The organism is Thermocrinis ruber (assembly GCF_000512735.1).
GTDB lineage: Bacteria > Aquificota > Aquificia > Aquificales > Aquificaceae > Thermocrinis > Thermocrinis ruber.
Map to the genome: position 1 here is coordinate 95,346 of NZ_CP007028.1, position 15,900 is coordinate 111,245.

At 45.3% G+C, this 15,900-nt stretch carries 16 protein-coding genes and 1 CRISPR repeat array; of the genes, 2 read left to right on the forward strand and 14 right to left on the reverse strand.

Translation table 11 applies throughout. From position 1 onward, the window contains the following. Positions 1-36: 36 nt before the first annotated feature. Positions 37-288, reverse strand: coding sequence for a hypothetical protein (locus tag THERU_RS00535; RefSeq protein ID WP_025305331.1), 252 nt, complete (start codon positions 286-288; stop codon positions 37-39). Between the two features lie 36 nt (positions 289-324). Then, a CRISPR array of direct repeats spans positions 325-1,564; the repeat unit is 29 nt; unit sequence CTTTCAACTCCACACGGTACATTAGGAAC. Between the two features lie 419 nt (positions 1,565-1,983). On the opposite strand from THERU_RS00535, the gene THERU_RS00540 reads away from it, so the two are divergent. After that, complete coding sequence (locus THERU_RS00540; RefSeq protein ID WP_025305332.1) at positions 1,984-3,168, forward strand: TRC40/GET3/ArsA family transport-energizing ATPase; 1,185 nt, start codon at positions 1,984-1,986, stop codon at positions 3,166-3,168. Here the strand turns inward: THERU_RS00540 and THERU_RS00545 are convergent. Genes THERU_RS00545 through THERU_RS00595 form a run of 11 tightly spaced genes read right to left on the reverse strand, consistent with a single transcriptional unit; the run spans position 3,152 to position 11,076 of the window. Next, positions 3,152-3,841: a uracil-DNA glycosylase gene (locus THERU_RS00545; protein ID WP_038531926.1), complete on the reverse strand. Its 690-nt coding sequence runs from the start codon at positions 3,839-3,841 to the stop codon at positions 3,152-3,154. The genes THERU_RS00540 and THERU_RS00545 overlap by 17 nt on opposite strands. Next, positions 3,838-4,482 carry a (d)CMP kinase gene (gene cmk / locus THERU_RS00550; RefSeq protein ID WP_038531928.1) on the reverse strand — a complete coding sequence of 215 codons (645 nt, stop codon included), beginning with the start codon at positions 4,480-4,482 and terminating at the stop codon, positions 3,838-3,840. Before cmk ends, THERU_RS00545 begins: the two co-directional genes overlap by 4 nt. Next, the gene (locus tag THERU_RS00555; protein ID WP_025305334.1) at positions 4,482-5,582 is read right to left on the reverse strand and encodes a type IV pilus twitching motility protein PilT; all 1,101 of its coding nucleotides are present in this window, start codon (positions 5,580-5,582) and stop codon (positions 4,482-4,484) included. The genes cmk and THERU_RS00555 overlap by 1 nt, the downstream gene beginning before the upstream one ends. After that, a complete protein-coding gene (gene recA / locus THERU_RS00560) occupies positions 5,551-6,585 on the reverse strand; it encodes a recombinase RecA (protein WP_038531930.1) in 1,035 nt (344 codons plus the stop codon). Before recA ends, THERU_RS00555 begins: the two co-directional genes overlap by 32 nt. A gap of 25 nt (positions 6,586-6,610) precedes the next feature. Further along, positions 6,611-6,895, reverse strand: a complete 285-nt coding sequence (gene gatC / locus THERU_RS00565) for an Asp-tRNA(Asn)/Glu-tRNA(Gln) amidotransferase subunit GatC (protein ID WP_025305336.1) — start codon at positions 6,893-6,895, stop codon at positions 6,611-6,613. After that, positions 6,889-7,287 carry a secondary thiamine-phosphate synthase enzyme YjbQ gene (locus THERU_RS00570; protein WP_025305337.1) on the reverse strand — a complete coding sequence of 133 codons (399 nt, stop codon included), beginning with the start codon at positions 7,285-7,287 and terminating at the stop codon, positions 6,889-6,891. Before THERU_RS00570 ends, gatC begins: the two co-directional genes overlap by 7 nt. Continuing rightward, positions 7,284-7,772, reverse strand: coding sequence for a V4R domain-containing protein (locus tag THERU_RS00575; RefSeq protein ID WP_025305338.1), 489 nt, complete (start codon positions 7,770-7,772; stop codon positions 7,284-7,286). Before THERU_RS00575 ends, THERU_RS00570 begins: the two co-directional genes overlap by 4 nt. Before the next feature lie 47 nt (positions 7,773-7,819). After that, positions 7,820-8,806, reverse strand: a complete 987-nt coding sequence (gene galE / locus THERU_RS00580) for a UDP-glucose 4-epimerase GalE (protein ID WP_025305339.1) — start codon at positions 8,804-8,806, stop codon at positions 7,820-7,822. Further along, positions 8,803-9,768, reverse strand: coding sequence for a GDP-mannose 4,6-dehydratase (locus THERU_RS00585; protein ID WP_025305340.1), 966 nt, complete (start codon positions 9,766-9,768; stop codon positions 8,803-8,805). The genes galE and THERU_RS00585 overlap by 4 nt, the downstream gene beginning before the upstream one ends. Positions 9,769-9,796: 28 nt before the next feature. Further along, entirely contained in the window at positions 9,797-10,429 is a 633-nt protein-coding gene (locus tag THERU_RS00590; RefSeq protein WP_025305341.1) for a lysophospholipid acyltransferase family protein, read from the reverse strand. Then, positions 10,426-11,076 (reverse strand): endonuclease V, encoded by a 651-nt coding sequence (locus THERU_RS00595; RefSeq protein ID WP_025305342.1) that lies wholly within the window; start codon positions 11,074-11,076, stop codon positions 10,426-10,428. Before THERU_RS00595 ends, THERU_RS00590 begins: the two co-directional genes overlap by 4 nt. A 66-nt stretch (positions 11,077-11,142) precedes the next feature. Here THERU_RS00595 and dnaE point away from each other — a divergent pair, with 66 nt between their 5' ends. Continuing rightward, positions 11,143-14,592 carry a DNA polymerase III subunit alpha gene (dnaE, locus tag THERU_RS00600; RefSeq protein ID WP_025305343.1) on the forward strand — a complete coding sequence of 1,150 codons (3,450 nt, stop codon included), beginning with the start codon at positions 11,143-11,145 and terminating at the stop codon, positions 14,590-14,592. Here dnaE and THERU_RS00605 read toward each other — a convergent pair. After that, the gene (locus THERU_RS00605) at positions 14,581-15,309 is read right to left on the reverse strand and encodes a PP2C family protein-serine/threonine phosphatase (protein WP_025305344.1); all 729 of its coding nucleotides are present in this window, start codon (positions 15,307-15,309) and stop codon (positions 14,581-14,583) included. The two genes, dnaE and THERU_RS00605, sit on opposite strands and share 12 nt — an antisense overlap. Continuing rightward, a complete protein-coding gene (locus THERU_RS00610; protein ID WP_038532317.1) occupies positions 15,306-15,878 on the reverse strand; it encodes a TlpA disulfide reductase family protein in 573 nt (190 codons plus the stop codon). Before THERU_RS00610 ends, THERU_RS00605 begins: the two co-directional genes overlap by 4 nt. Positions 15,879-15,900 lie beyond the last annotated feature (22 nt).

Below are 15,900 nucleotides of genomic sequence, written 5' to 3' on the forward strand. Positions count from 1 at the left end.
TGAAATCGGACTACGTGTAAATTACCCTTGGATGCCTTAATCTCTCTTTCTGTAAAACCTCAAAAGCTTTCCATCGTTGGCATCTATAACCGCAGTGCCCTCCGTTCCCCTAACCCTGTAATAACACTCTCCCTTCTTGTTCTTAGAAAGATTAACAGACAGAACCCTCCCTACATACTGACTTGCCTGCCTGCTCGCTTCTTCTACACTGAGCCTTGGCACACAATCGGAACCAAAAGCTACTCCCACAGCCAACACCAACACTAAACTCCCGAATAGATGCCTCATGCAAAAGAATTATATCATTACTCAATTCCAACTTTTCTTTCAACTCCACACGGTACATTAGGAACGCCCGATAATGCACCCGCACGGCCACCAGCGACCTGCTTTCAACTCCACACGGTACATTAGGAACTAACCTTCGTTTAGGTGAGGCTTTTGTGGCGTTTCTGAGCTTTCAACTCCACACGGTACATTAGGAACCTAACGGACAAGGCAGAAGTCTTATCCACCATCCTACTTTCAACTCCACACGGTACATTAGGAACAAAGCTTCTTTTTGTGTGCTACGATGATAACAAAGCTTGCTTTCAACTCCACACGGTACATTAGGAACAAAGCTTCTTTTTGTGTGCTACGATGATAACAAAGCTTGCTTTCAACTCCACACGGTACATTAGGAACAAAAAGTAGTCGTAAGTAGAGGCTTGTACGGGCGTGATTCTTTCAACTCCACACGGTACATTAGGAACTTAGAGTTCTTCAGGGCGTTAGCATTGATACTGGTTCCTTTCAACTCCACACGGTACATTAGGAACATAGAAGAGGTGGGCAAGGTTCAAGACAAAGACGCACTTTCAACTCCACACGGTACATTAGGAACGAAAAGACCGCAAGAGTAAGAGTGCAAATGCCAGACCTTGACTTTCAACTCCACACGGTACATTAGGAACCGGTATTCTGTAAGCTTTATATTGCAGTAAATCACAACTTTCAACTCCACACGGTACATTAGGAACCATACGCCCGCAAAGTTGCAATAGACGAGACAGGGATCTTTCAACTCCACACGGTACATTAGGAACCGGTATTCTGTAAGCTTTATATTGCAGTAAATCACAACTTTCAACTCCACACGGTACATTAGGAACCTACGACGAGAAGGGCGCCTTCAGACTTGAGGAGTTTCTGACTTTCAACTCCACACGGTACATTAGGAACCCCAGCAATGTGATGAGAGTCAGGTTTTTAACTTAGTTTACTTTCAACTCCACACGGTACATTAGGAACCCTATTATTGGATGGACATTCCCAGCTATATGGAAATATGCGGCTTTCAACTCCACACGGTACATTAGGAACAGTTCCATACTTTGCTCCGTTTGAATTAGGTTATACAACTTTCAACTCCACACGGTACATTAGGAACATACTCAACCCAAGCCATCCCACACCCTCAAACAACCACTTTCAACTCCACACGGTACATTAGGAACATCTCAAAATAGCTAAGAACCTAAACCAACGGAATACTTTCAACTCCACACGGTACATTAGGAACCCCAAACGACCACATTAACTAAAATAAGACATATCAATAATTTTGTCAAGAGGGTACCCCTTTCAAATGAAGTTAATTTTCCGAAATCCGAGATCATGCAAAGTTGAGTCTGTTATTGTTAAATTTAAACCCTTGTCTCTCAACGCTTTCCGCCACCGACCATAATTACGGCATTACGGCATTACATAATTACGACTTTACGGTGAGACTATCCCTCCAAAAGCTTGAAAATCAAAACTTTCTCCCTATCAAAATTGAGATCTTCAAAATAAAAACACCACTCCCATATTCAGTTGCCAAGTTGACAAGGGTCCAAGTTGGACCCTCAAACTCTCTTTCACTTAGGGAATAATTATAACACCTCTTCGGTCAAAATCTGCCATCAAAAGGAAAAACTGAAGCGATTATATTTTTACCCTATGAGAATTATTCTGTTTTCCGGAAAGGGTGGTGTTGGAAAGACTACGGTTTCTGCTGCTACTGGCTACAGGCTCTCAAAGCTTGGCTACAAAACCATCGTGGTCTCTTTGGACCCAGCCCACAGCCTTGGAGACTCCTTTGACATCCCGGAGGAAGAAAAGATCAAAGCAAAGGGACTACCCATAAAGATCAACGACAATCTTTACATCCAAGAGATAGATGTGCAGGAGGAGATAGACAGGTATTGGGGCGATGTGTATAGGTTTTTGGAACTGCTCTTTAATACCACTGGGCTGAGTGAGATCGTATCGGAGGAGCTTGCCATCTTACCCGGTATGGAGGAGGTTACCAGTCTTCTGTATGTGAATAAATACTACAGGGAAAAGGAGTTTGATGTGCTTATTTTGGACCTTCCGCCCACTGGTGAGTCTCTGCGTTTTGTTTCTATGCCCACTGTTCTAAAGTGGTATATGAAAAAGATCTTCAAGGTGGAAAGAACCGTAATGAAGATAGCAAGGCCTGTTGCCCAAAGGCTCACCGATGTGCCACTGCCCGATGATGAGTACTTCAAAGCCCTTGAAAACTTCTACGAAAAGCTAAAAGGTGTGGATGAGATACTCATAGACCCAGAGATAACCTCCGTTAGGCTTGTGGCTAATCCAGAAAAGATGGTTCTAAAAGAGAGCCAAAGGGCTATGCTATACTTCAACCTCTTTGGTGTGAATGTGGATGCGGTTGTAGTCAATAAGGTGTTGCCACCCGTTTTAAGCGAGTGCGAAAGCATGTCCAAGTGGGTCATAACCCAAAAGAAATACTTAGAAGAGATGGAAGCCCTGTTTTACCCCATACCCATCTTTAAAGTGCCCCTGATGGAGGATGAGGTGGTTGGCGAGGAAAGGCTCAGCATCCTTGCGGACCTCATATACGGAGACAGGGACCCTTCCACGGTCTTCTTCAAAGAAAAACCCTATGAATTCATAGAGGAAGGCGACGGATACATCGTAAAGCTAAGAAGTCCCTTTTTGAGCAAAGAGGGTCTTTCTGTTATAAAGAGCGACGGAGAAATTGTGGTGCGGTGGAAAAACTTCAAAAGCCACATAATGCTTCCAAGAAAGTTAAGGGATTATGAGCCGGTGGGTGCCAAGCTGGAGGATGGCTTTTTAAAGATCAGGCTTGAGAAATGAGCTGAACTACCTTTTTTAAGTCCTCTGTGAATTCTTTGTCGGCGGAGGGATTTCTTAGCACATAAGCGGGATGATAAGTCAAGAAAACCTTTATGCTTGGGTTGTAAGGGTATGGGAAGACCTGTCCCCTGTATTTAGTGATAGGATACTCCTTCCCAAGAATGCCCTTCATGGCGGTTGAGCCCAGACAAACCAAAAGCTTGGGTTTTATTATTTCTATCTCCTTTCTAAGATAAGGAAGGCAGGTCATCATCTCCTCCCTTGTGGGCGTCCTGTTTCCGGGTGGTCTTGATTTTACCACATTGGTGATATAAACCTTTTCCCTCTTTAGCCCCACCTGTTCCAATTTGCTGTTTAAGTACTGTCCTGCCCTTCCCACAAAGGGTCTTTTTAGCTTGTCTTCTTCTTCTCCGGGCGCCTCCCCTATAAAGACCACCGGGGAGTTTGGGTCTCCCTCTCCGAAAACATAGCCACTGGCACCTTCATAGAGAATACATTTTCTTTCCTCTTCCATCTGTTGGTAAAGCTTCCTCAAAAGCTCAGCCTTATCTTCCTTTTCCTCCTTGATAGGCTCTTCACGCTTTTCTTCCGTTGTATCTTCCGTTATATAAACCTCGTCAAAGCCAAGCTCCCTTAATGCACTTGCAGTGGCGATTAGCTTTCTCAGGCTCATCTTTCCTTGATTATGCTGAGTATGTATTCAAGCACCTCTTCCACCCTTTTGTTGGTGGTATCTATTATAAGGGCATCCTCTGCGGGTTTGAAAGGATACAGCGGGCGGTTGGCATCCCTGTAGTCCCTCTCTTGGATGGCTTTTAGAATATCCTCATAAGAAACATCCATACCCCTTTCCTTTAGCTCCAAGTATCTCCTCCTTGCCCTTTCCTCTGGCGACGCGGTGATGAAGAATTTGTAATCCGCCTGTGGGAATATGTGGGTGCCCACATCCCTGCCCTCACCTACCACTTGGGAAGACCCCACCAACTCTCTAAAAAACTTTATCATCCTTTCCCTAAAGGCGGGCACTTCTCCCAAAAGGGATGCATACCTTCCCACCTCCTCTCCTCTTAATTCCTCAGATAGCCTTTTTCCCTTCCAATACACTTCGGTTTTTCCCACATCAATAACAACCTTGAAATCCTCTTTAAAAAGCTCATCCGGTGGTAGTTCTATGGTTCCCCTTTTATAGGCTATGTAACCAAAGAATCTGTAAAGAAGCCCCGTTTCTAAGTACGGAATTCCAAGTCTCTGGGATAAAAGTCTTGCAATGGTGCTTTTGCCACTGGCGGAGGGTCCATCTATGGCTATTTTCATCAGAAGTAGCCCCTTCCACCGGCAGAAATACCTTTTAGCTTGATCTCCATATCCGTAGGCTTGTTGGCGTAAGCGATAGCGGTGTTGAAATCTATGATGCCCTTCCTGTATAGCTCTTCTAGGTGTTGGTCAAAGGTCTGTGTGCCATAAACAGGTCTTCCTTTCTCTAGTAGCATTGGGATCTCATCAGTCTTCGTGGGATCTAAAATGCACTCCTTGATTGATGCGGTGTTTATCAAAACCTCCACCGCAGGAACAACACCCGTTCTATCCGCCCTTGGCACCAACCTTTGGGAAAAAACTGCCACCAAAGTCTCCGCTAATTGAACCCTTATTTGCTCCCTAACCTCTAAGTTGAACAGCCCGATAAATCTGTTTATTGTCTCCTTTGCATCCAGAGTGTGCAAGGTGGAAAGAACCAAGTGTCCCGTCTCTGCAGCCTGAAGGGCTATCATGGCGGTCTCTGTATCCCTTATCTCACCTACAAATATAATATCCGGGTCCTCTCTGAGTGCAGCCCTTAGCCCCTTCGCAAAGGAAGAGGTGTCTATTCCCACCTCCCGTTGGACTATATAACTCTTTTCGTCTTTGAAGAGATATTCAATTGGATCCTCTATGGTGATTATGGTAGCTTCTTTCCTAAGGTTTATTTCATTGATCAGAGAGGCTATGCTTGTAGATTTCCCTGAACCTGTGGGACCCGTAACCAATATTAGGCCTTTTGTGTTTTCCAAAACTATCCTTCTCATAACCTCGGGCAGGTTTAAAGATTCAAAGGGAGGCACTGAATAAGGTATAACCCGAAAGGCCATACCTATGGAGCCCCTCTGTTTGTATATATTCACACGAAACCTTGATACGCCCCTTAGGGAGTAAGAGGTGTCCGTCTCGCCCAGCTCTTCAAACTCGGCCATTTTTTTCACGTTTTTTCCTATGATCTCTTCCACAAAGCTTGCCATCATCCTATCATCTATAGGATGAACATCCTCCATACGGACTAAGCCTTTCTTCTTGATTCTCAGTACGGGTAAAGAACCAACCTTTAAATGAATGTCCGATGCGCCAAGCTCAACCGCCCTCTTGAGTATCAGTGCCAGCAATCTTTGCCACCTCCCTTACCCTTTTTTCTATCTCTTGGGCAAGTTCAGGGTTTTCTTGCAAAAATTTCTTTGCTTGGTCCCTACCTTGTCCAAGCCTTATCTCTCCGTAGCTATACCACGCTCCGCTTTTCTTGATAACACCCAACTCTGATGCGGTATCAATGAGGTCGCATAGCTTGCATATTCCCTCTCCGTATATCATGTCAAACTCTGCCTCTCTGAAGGGTGGTGCCAGCTTGTTCTTCACCACCTTTACCCTTACCCTGCTACCTATTCTGCTATCCCCTTCCTTTGCGTCTCCAATCCTTCTAACGTCCAACCTCATGTCCGCAAAGAACTTCAGAGCCCTTCCACCGGGCGTGGTTTCTGGGTTTCCAAACATAACACCGATCTTTTCCCTCAACTGGTTGATGAATATTACCGCAGCGTTGGCGTTGTGGGCTAAGCTCTTTAGCTTTCTGAGTGCCTGAGCCATCAGTCTTGCCTGCTTTCCCACATGGGCTTCTCCGATCTCTCCCTCCAGCTCGTCCTTTGGCACCAGCGCAGCCACGGAGTCTATCACGATCACATCCACCGCCCCGCTTCTGAGCAGACTCTCTGCTATTTCTAAGGCTTGTTCTCCATAATCTGGCTGAGAAATGTAGAGGTTATCCAAATCAACCCCGATTTTTTGGGCATACTTGGGATCAAGGGCATGCTCTGCGTCTATGAAAACCGCAATGCCACCTCTCTTTTGGGCTTCCGCTATCACATGCAAGGCTAAAGTTGTCTTGCCCGAAGACTCTGGTCCAAAAATTTCTATTATCTTACCCTTGGGTATTCCGCCCACACCAGTGGCTATATCCAGGGCAAGGGAGCCTGTGGGAATAGCCTCCACCTTTACCCTTTCCGCACTTCTCAGTGGCATTATGCTACCTTTACCAAAGCGCCTCTCTATGGAGGCTAACGCACTTTCTAAGGCTTTCCTCTTTTCCAAAATTTCCTTTTGCTGTTCCTCTATCATAAGTTTTAATCTTAACACTCTGGGATTAAAGTTCAAGTATTTTTGGCACCACAAAAAAGCCATTTTCCCTTTCGGGTGCGTTCGCCAAAGCTTTCTCCTGGGAAAACTCCCTTTTGGGAATATCTTCCCTCAGAGGTGTTCCCTCCTGTCCATACCACACCGCATCCACTCCCTCTGTGTTAACCTCGTTCAGCTGATTAACAAACTCCAATATACTCAGAAGTTGTTTTCCTATGGTTTCTTTCTCTTCCTCTGTTAGCTTCAACCTTGCCAACTGGGCAACCTTTTCTACCACATCTTCCTTTAGCATGGGATAACCTTTATTATAATCTTTCTTTCCCTTGGACCGTCAAATTCTGCCAAGAATATGGACTCCCAAGTGCCAAGGGTAAGCTCTCCATCCTCTATGGGTACCACCCTTGAGTTGCCTATTATACTGCTCCTTATGTGGGCAGCGGAGTTTCCTTCTGCGTGGGCGTAGTTTGGATCGCTCCAAGGGATCAGCCTTTCTAAAGCATAGGAAATATCCCTTATCACATCCGGGTCCGCCCCCTCGTTTATAAAAACCGCACAGGTAGTATGAGGTACATATATCAAACAAAGACCGGATTTTACCCCTGATTTTTTAACCTCTTCTTTGACCATATGAGTTATATTCACAAAACTTGTCCTTTTGGTAGTCCTAACCTTTAGCACACTCATTCTTTAATAGATATTTTAAAAATACACTTTTCGTGTCCCTGCGCAGCGCATGCGGTTTCTTTTACTTCTACTTTTTTACCCAAAAGCTCACTTAAAAAGCCGGAAAAAAAGCCAGCCATTGGCTCACAGACGGGCTTTTTACTACTTCCCACCGCCTCCACTAAGATGGAACCCTCCACCCTTATTTCCATGGCATCTATGTCAAACTCAAAAACATCTATAAGCCTTGAGGATTCTGCGATCACCGTTAGAATTTCCAAAGCCTCGTCCAACCGGTCGGTTATCACTCCGTACCTTTCCTTTAGGATTTTGGCACCCTTTTTTCCACCGTATTCGGTAGCTTTTTTAATAAGCTTATCTATGCCCAAGTTTGAAAACTTGTATATGTCTCTGTATCCGTCAATGAGTGCAGCCCTGTGCACCAAGACGGATTCCCTTTCTATGGCTTCCGCCAACGCCCTAAACTTATCTCCCAAAGGTTCCATCTTATGCTCCTAAGCTTTTATTCCAAGGTGCTCAAGAACATAGTTTATCACAAACATGCCTTATAAGTATAGTTCTTCTCCCAATTCCATGCGGTTTTGATTATGAACTCCAGGTCGTCGTATTTGGGAGTCCATCCCACCAGAGTTTTTAGCTTTGTGGCATCAGCCACCACCTGAGGAAGGTCTCCCGGTCTTCTGTCCGCATAGACCACCTTAAAGTCTACGCCCGTCACCTTTTTTACAGTTTCTATAACCTCCAACACCGAGTAGCCCCTTCCATAGCCCACATTAAACACATCGCTCTCTCCACCGTTCATAAGGTAATCCAGAACATCCAAGTGGGCTTGGCAAAGGTCCATTACATGGATGTAGTCCCTTATTCCTGTCCCGTCGTGGGTTGGATAATCTGTGCCATAAACCTCTATGTAAGGCAACTCACCCTTTGCGGTCTTCAGCGCCCTTAGGATGAGATGTGTGGGATTTTTGCTCACCTGTCCTATTTTCCCATCTGGGTCTGCACCCGCCACGTTGAAGTATCTGAGTATTCCATACTTTATACCTTCTGCCCTTCCAAAGTCCTTTATAGCTTGCTCCGAAAATAGCTTACTCCAGCCGTAGGGACTTATAGGGTTTGTAGGGTCTGTTTCTTTGACGGGAACCCTCTCGGGAATACCATAAACTGCCGCAGTGGAGGAAAAGATCAAATACTTTACCTTTGCCCTCTTCATAGCCTGCAATAGGTTCAACGTGCCGTAAAAGTTGTTCTCGTAATAAAGCAAGGGCTTTTCCACGCTTTCAGGCACCACCACCTTTGCGGAAAAGTGCATAACCACATCGGGTTTGAAGTCCAAAAGCACCTCTTCTATCTGCTTGTAGTTCAAAAGGTCTCCCACCACTAACTGGCGGTTTATGACTGCCCACTCGTGACCGTTGGAAAGGTTATCAAAGGTTAAAACCTCATGTCCTTTTTCCACCAAAAGCTTTACCATGTGGGAACCAATGTAGCCAGCCCCTCCAGTCACTAAAACCTTCATAGCTTTATATCCTTAAGCCAATGCCAGTTTTCTTTAAACCAATCAACAGTTCGCCTGATGCCCTCTTCTAAGGAAACCTTTGATTGCCAGCCCAAAAGCTCCTTTGCCTTTGTTATGTCTGCCCAGGTAGCCTTTAGGTCCGCCTTATGAAACTCCCTGTTTTCTACTCTCGCGGTTTTGCCCGTGAACTTTTCTATAAGCCCTATCACCTCCGATAACTTGTGAGGTTGGTTGTTGCCAAGGTTTATTATTTCATAGCCCAAGGGCTTTAGGGCTAATATGGTCCCCTCCGCAATGTCGTCTATGTAAGTAAAATCCCTGCTCTGAGAACCATCTCCAAAGACTTCCAAAGGTTTTTCTTCCATGATACACTTTATGAACCTAAAAACGCTCATATCCGGCCTTCCCGCAGGACCGTAGACGGTAAAGTATCTAACCACAGAAACATCTATGCCATAGAGGTAGTGATAGGTGTAGGCAATTACCTCCGCAGATTTCTTTGAGGCGGCGTAGGGAGAAATGGGTGTATTGACCGGCAGGTCCTCTTTGAAGGGCATGGGCTGTCCCGCGTAAAGGGAAGAGGTGGACGCAAGCACAAACTTTGGCACACCGTAGTTTTTGCAAAGCTCCAGAAGGTTCAAAGTGCCCAAGGCGTTGGTGGTAAAATAAACAAAGGGATTTTCCAGAGATGCCCTAACTCCCGCCCTTGCAGCCTCGTTTATCACCGCATCAAAGGAGTATTTCTTAAAAACACCCTCCAAAAACTCAAGGTTTTCTATGTCTCCCTGATAAAAGGTGAAATTTTTGTGGGCCTTTAGGTCTTCAAGGCGATATTCCTTCAGTCTAACATCGTAGTAATCGTTGAGGTTGTCTATGCCTACTACCTGATGCCCCTCCTCCAAAAGTCTTTTTGACACACGCCAGCCTATAAAACCAGCACAGCCAGTTACTAATATGTGCATATTAGGGAAGGTATTATAAACTCCATTCTTAGTTTTTGAAATGACTCAAAGCTTTTATTTCCTCCATTATTTTGATGGCTACCTCCTTGTAGTTTTTCTCATGGGAATAATCTTTTGGTTTTCCTATGAACACCCTTATTTTGGCTCCCAGTTTTGGAAAGCTCTTGCCCCTTGGCATAACCTTATCGGTGCCATCTATATAGACTGGCAGGACTTTCTTTTTGCTCTTTATAGCCAAAAGGCCTACGCCCGGCTTGGGTCTGAGAAACTGTCCAGGCTCTGCCCTTGAGCCCTCCGGAAATATGCATACCTTACAGCCCCTCTCCAAAAGCTCAAGGACTGTGCTCAAAGCTTGCACGTCTCCCGCACCTCTCTTTATTGGAATAGCTCCCATATGGGAGATCAGCTTGCCAAAGATGGGGATTTTAAAGAGTTCCTCCTTTGCCACAAATATCAAGGGCTCGGGAAATACTGCGTTCAGGACGGGAGGGTCCAAGTGGCTTCTGTGGTTGGACGCCACTATGCAAGGCTCAGATGGAATATTCTCCAAGCCAAAGACCTCTATCTTAAAGACCGCTTTAAAGACGGGCTTTACCACAGGGCAAAGGGGCTTGAGAACATAGTTGGCAAAAAAGCTTTTTATGCATGGATGTCTTTTCATACTGACTTCCTCACCTTTTGCAAAAGGTTGTGGGCAAGACGGGTGGGCTCCGGTATGCGATACAAAGATGTCTTTAAAACCAGTTCAAGGGCAGTGTTCAAGCTGATCATGTGTCCTGGGGACACGTAAATGGGTGCAGTGTTGTCCTTTGTTCTGAGTACTGCACCTACCACCCTTCCCCTGTAGTGGATGGGCGAAAAACTTCCACGCTTTGGGGGAGGTTCTTGTGCCTTTCCCACCAGGATCGTTTTTGCTACCCCTACAGTAGGCGTGTTTGTTTCCACACCAAAGTGGGACGCTATACCGCAACCCCTCGGATGAGCAATACCCTGCCCGTCTATAAAATAGACATCTGCCTTTACCTTTGCCTCCTTATAAAGCTCCAACATCAAAGGCATTTCCCTAAAGGCTAAGAAGGTAGGAATGTAAGGAAAATCCACCATGCCTTCCACCACCTTTTGATAGATGGGCCTTAGGCTTTTGAGCTCCAACACCACCAAACTTGCCCAAGCCCTGGTGGGTGTTTTCTTTATGTCTTCAAAGGTCAGGTCCATTCCACCCACCAGCTCAAGCTTCTCAAATCTATCCTCCAGGACAACCCTCTTTGAACAGTCTAACTGAATTTTTTCCAATTCTCTTAAGTCCATTGGGTAATAATAATTGTATTGGAGCTTTAACTGGAGGGGACCACTTTTGGGTTATGCTATATAAACATGACGGACTTTGTGCATTTACACCTGCACACCCAATACTCTCTCCTTGACGGGGCTATAAAGATAAAGGATCTGGCAAGCAAGGCTAAAGAGTTTGGCTACTCAGCAGTTGCCATCACAGACCACGGAAACCTATTCGGGATCTTGGACTTTTACAAGAGCATGAAGGAACATGGTATAAAGCCCCTTTTGGGTATGGAAGCCTACTTTACCACGGGTTCTCGCTTTGACAGGAAAGGTAAGGGCTCAGAGGACAACATTACCGATAGATACAATCACCACCTTATCCTGATTGCCAAAAACGACGTGGGGCTAAAAAATATATACAAGCTCTCTTCCCTTGCCTTCAAGGAGGGCTTTTACTATAAACCAAGAATAGACTACGAGCTCCTTTCAAAATACTCGGAGGGCTTAATAGCTATAACCGCATGCCTCAAAGGTGTGCCTACTTATTACGCCAGCATAGGAGATGTCCAAAAGGCAGAGGATTGGGTAAAGAAATTTAAGGATATATTCGGAGAAGACCTGTACCTTGAGCTTCAGGTAAACTCACTTCCGGAGCAGGAGGTTGCCAACAGGAATTTGATAGAAATAGGCAAGAAGTTGGGAGTTAAGCTCGTAGCTACAGGGGATGCCCACTACCTACTGCCGGAGGACCGTATAGCCCATCAGGTGCTTATGGCAGTGCAGATGAAGAAAACTCTGAACGAGCTTCAAAGGACCGAATTCAAATGCGCCAACGAATACCTACACTTTGCCAGCCCACAGGAGATGTGGGAGAGGTTCAAAGGAAAGTTTGACGGATGGGAAAAGGCTTTGCTAAACACCTTGGAGGTAGCCGAAAAGTGCCAAGATAGGTTTGAAGTGCTTGAAAATAAAGGCTATCTTCTCCCAAGCTTTTCTGAAAACTCCTCAGAGGCTGAGCTATTAAAGGAGCTTGCCGTAAAGGGACTTAGACAGAGAATTGAGCAAGGGCTTGCCAAGGATTCCAAAGAATACTGGGACAGGCTTGAGTATGAACTCAGCGTGGTAGAAAAGATGGGCTTTGCGGGATATTTCCTGATTGTGCAGGACTTTATAAACTGGGCTAAGGGACAGAAAATTCCCGTAGGTCCGGGCAGGGGTTCAGCGGCGGGTTCTTTGCTTGCCTTTGCCCTTGGCATAACTGACGTGGATCCCATAAAGCACGGACTACTCTTTGAGAGATTTTTAAACCCCGAAAGGGTATCCATGCCAGACATAGACGTGGACTTTTGCATGGAAAACAGGGACAGGGTATTGGAGTATGTAAGGGAAAAATACGGTGCAGAGAACACAGCCAAGATCATCACCTACAATGTGATGAAGGCAAAGCAAACCTTGAGGGACACCGCCCGGGCTTTGGGACTTCCCTACTCAGAGGCGGACAAATTGGCGAAGCTCATACCCCCGGGAGATGTGCAAGGCACTTGGCTATCCTTGGAGGAAATGCTACTGACACCCATAGAGGAGCTCCTTGAAAAATACGGAAAGCACAGAACCGATATTGAAATCAACGCAAAGAAGTTAAGAAAGCTTGCCCAAGAAAACCCAGAGATTAAAAAGCTTTTGGAAATTGCTTTACGTTTGGAAGGCTTAACAAGGCATACATCCCTCCATGCAGCGGGCGTGGTTATATCTCCCGTTCCCTTGGAGGAGCTTGTACCCCTTTACTACGATGACGGAGAGCTCGCCACCCAGTTTGATATGGTAAAGCTTGAAGAGGTTGGGCTAGTAAAGATGGACTTCTTGGGTCTCAAGACCCTCACAGAGCTTGAGAAGATACGTCAAATGGTGGCACAAAGGCACGGAAAGGAGATAGAGTTTTTAAAACTTCCCTTGGATGATCCAAAGGTCTATGAACTTTTGAAGAAGGGACTTACCTCCGGCGTCTTTCAGTTGGAAAGTAGCGGTATGAAGAACCTATTAAAGAGGCTTGAGCCGGACAGCTTTGACGATATAGTGGCAGTTTTAGCCCTATACAGACCTGGACCACTCAAAAGCGGTCTGGTGGACAGCTACATAAACAGAAAGCACGGAAGGGAGCCGATAGAGTATCCATTCCCAGAACTTGAGCCCATCTTAAAAGAAACCTACGGTGTTTGGGTCTATCAGGAGCAGATAATGAAGGCGTCCCAAATATTGGCAGGATTTACTCCGGGTGAAGCAGACACATTGCGTAAAGCCATAGGAAAGAAGAAAAAGGAAGTTATGCAGGAGATGAGGGAAAAATTTATAAAAGGTGCAGTTGAAAGGGGCTACCCAGAGAAAAAGATCGTAGAGCTTTGGGAAGACATAGAAAAATTTGCCAGCTACTCCTTCAACAAATCCCACTCCGTAGCCTATGGCTACCTTTCTTACTGGACCGCATACATGAAGGTGTACTATCCTGAGGAGTTCTTTGCTGTAAAGTTCTCAATGGAAAAATCCGACAGGAAGTTTATAAACCTAATAAACGATGCAAGAACGAACTTTGGAATACAAATACTACCACCGGATATAAACAAAAGCGACGCAGACTTTGTCATAGAGGATAGGAAAAAGATCAGGTTCGGCTTTGCAAGGATAAAGGGTGTGGGAGAGGAAACCGCCAGGCTTATAGTGTCAAAGAGAAATGGTAGGTGGAAGAGCCTTGCGGACTTTGTTAAAAGTGTAAAGGTGAATAAAAAGGTCTTGGAAGCCCTAATAAAGGCAGGTGCCTTTGACTTTACCGGAATGTCAAGGGCGGAAATGCTCTCTAAGCTATCCGAAAAGGACAGCCTCTATACCACAAGAGGGCTCTTTCAAACAGCTCAAAAGGTCCAAGAGGACTACTCCAAGTATGAAAGAGAGGTACTTGGCTTTTACCTTGCCCAGCATCCTCTGGACCCATACGAAAGGCTACTTAACGGAAAAGTAGTGCCTTTGGAAAATATAGAGGACTTGGAGGAGGGCGAATATACCTTTGCGGGCGTAATATCGGAGCTGAAGGTAAAGAAGAACTCAAAGGGAAGCTTGTATGCGGTCTTTAATCTCATTGATAAAACAGGCATTGGTGAGGTAGTCCTTTGGCCTGAAATCTACGAAGAAAACAAAGAAAGGCTAAAGGATGATGAGCTTGTGGTGGTACATGGAACCTTGGTAGAAGACCAAGAGACAGAAACCCTAAAGATCGTCGCAAAGGAAATTTATTCCATAGAAGAGTTTCTCTCAAGCAAGATAAAGTACGTGCGTATAAAGATTCAAAGGGAGCTGACGGACAAAGAGTTGGAAAGCCTCCACAGGGCGGTTAGCCAATGCCTTTCTGAAAAGGGAGCGGAGCTTTTAATAGAGTGCAGATTAAACGGTAAAACCGTGCTCATGCAAGCGGACCCAAGGTATAAGTTAGAACCAAAGACGGAACTGTATAATCTCCTGCGGGACTTGCCGGTGGAAGTTAGCTTAGAGCTTTAGGTATATAAAGCTGACGTTGTCCCTCTGGGGTTTTTCCTTTAAGGCTTGAAAAATTGCATCAACGGGCTCTTCAAGGCTTGCAAAAAATCTCATCTCCTCTTTGCTGAACTCCTCCCAAAAGCCGTCTGAGCATATTAACAGGGCCGTTTCCTTTTTAGGAATTCTCTTCGTGTAAAGTTCAAAGTCCGAGTAGTCTCCGAGTATGGCCGAAGTTAAAATGTGCCTTTGTGGATGAAACCGGGCATCCTCTTCGCTTATCTTTCCCGCAATGATCAGGTCCTCCACCAGGGTGTGATCCCTTGATACCTTTACAAAATCTCCATCTTTCTTTAAATAGACCCTGCAGTCTCCCACATTAAAGACGATGATGTCTTTATCTCCCAGGATCACGCCCGCAAGGGCAGTGCCAAGCCCAAAGGCAGAAGGTTCCTTCTTAACATAATCCAGAAGGGTTTCCTTAGCCTTCCAAAGGGCATCGTGCAAACTTTTCTCATCAAAGGGCTCAAGCTCAGAAAGAACCCTCAAAACCTCATAAGAAGCGATCTCTCCCTTGGCATGCCCTCCCAAGCCATCCGCCACCACAAAGAGCCTTCCCTCCATCTCTTTAAAGGCAGGTTCTTCCATAACCTCCCTCCTTATAACCTCTTTTCCCACCAGCAGGGCATCCTCGTTATTCTGTCTTACCTTTCCTCTATGGGTAAAATACCAAACCTTCATTGTAGTAGCTTAGAGAGGTCTTCTTCTAACTCCCTGTAAACTCCGAGCCTTATCTTCTTCACCGAACCGTCTTTATCCACCAAGTATGAGGTAGGAAGCCCGGGAATGTTCAGCCCTGCCTCTCCCTTTATCCTAACTATGGGAAAACTATAACGGTTTTTCTCCAAAAATTCTTTCATAGCACCCTCGGATGTGTCCATATTCACCGCAAGGATCACAAAGTTTTTGTCGCTGTATTTCTGATAGACCTTTTCAAAGATGGGCATCTCCTCCTTGCAAGGAGGACACCAAGAAGCCCAAAAATTTACCAAAACAACCTTACCTTTGTAATCAGACAGCTTTACCTCTTTACCATCAAGGGTTAAGAAGTTTAACTCAAAGAGCTTTTTTGTGGCGTCCTCAAGAAGTTTTTTGTTCTCTTCACCTGGAGCTTTCCCTTTGAGACCCTCTTCCACCACCGAGGACAAATGCCCTCTTTCTTCTCTCTTATCCATAAAGGATATGTAGAGCAAAAGGATCAAAAGAAAAGCCAGCAAACCAAAGGCAACAAGCTTAAAATTCCTATCCATAAAGGATAAGTTTAGCACATCA

What these genes read in the sequence shown, in the direction of transcription:
- THERU_RS00545 (WP_038531926.1), bottom strand. Translation starts at nt 3,841, where the DNA reads ATGAGCCTGAGAAAGCTAATCGCCACTGCAAGTGCATTAAGGGAGCTT.
- THERU_RS00595 (WP_025305342.1), bottom strand. Translation starts at nt 11,076, where the DNA reads ATGGACTTAAGAGAATTGGAAAAAATTCAGTTAGACTGTTCAAAGAGG.
- cmk (WP_038531928.1), bottom strand. Translation starts at nt 4,482, where the DNA reads ATGAAAATAGCCATAGATGGACCCTCCGCCAGTGGCAAAAGCACCATT.
- THERU_RS00535 (WP_025305331.1), bottom strand. Translation starts at nt 288, where the DNA reads ATGAGGCATCTATTCGGGAGTTTAGTGTTGGTGTTGGCTGTGGGAGTA.
- recA (WP_038531930.1), bottom strand. Translation starts at nt 6,585, where the DNA reads ATGATAGAGGAACAGCAAAAGGAAATTTTGGAAAAGAGGAAAGCCTTA.
- THERU_RS00605 (WP_025305344.1), bottom strand. Translation starts at nt 15,309, where the DNA reads ATGAAGGTTTGGTATTTTACCCATAGAGGAAAGGTAAGACAGAATAAC.
- THERU_RS00610 (WP_038532317.1), bottom strand. Translation starts at nt 15,878, where the DNA reads ATGGATAGGAATTTTAAGCTTGTTGCCTTTGGTTTGCTGGCTTTTCTT.
- THERU_RS00540 (WP_025305332.1), top strand. Translation starts at nt 1,984, where the DNA reads ATGAGAATTATTCTGTTTTCCGGAAAGGGTGGTGTTGGAAAGACTACG.
- dnaE (WP_025305343.1), top strand. Translation starts at nt 11,143, where the DNA reads ATGACGGACTTTGTGCATTTACACCTGCACACCCAATACTCTCTCCTT.
- THERU_RS00570 (WP_025305337.1), bottom strand. Translation starts at nt 7,287, where the DNA reads ATGAGTGTGCTAAAGGTTAGGACTACCAAAAGGACAAGTTTTGTGAAT.
- galE (WP_025305339.1), bottom strand. Translation starts at nt 8,806, where the DNA reads ATGAAGGTTTTAGTGACTGGAGGGGCTGGCTACATTGGTTCCCACATG.
- gatC (WP_025305336.1), bottom strand. Translation starts at nt 6,895, where the DNA reads ATGCTAAAGGAAGATGTGGTAGAAAAGGTTGCCCAGTTGGCAAGGTTG.
- THERU_RS00585 (WP_025305340.1), bottom strand. Translation starts at nt 9,768, where the DNA reads ATGCACATATTAGTAACTGGCTGTGCTGGTTTTATAGGCTGGCGTGTG.
- THERU_RS00575 (WP_025305338.1), bottom strand. Translation starts at nt 7,772, where the DNA reads ATGGAACCTTTGGGAGATAAGTTTAGGGCGTTGGCGGAAGCCATAGAA.
- THERU_RS00590 (WP_025305341.1), bottom strand. Translation starts at nt 10,429, where the DNA reads ATGAAAAGACATCCATGCATAAAAAGCTTTTTTGCCAACTATGTTCTC.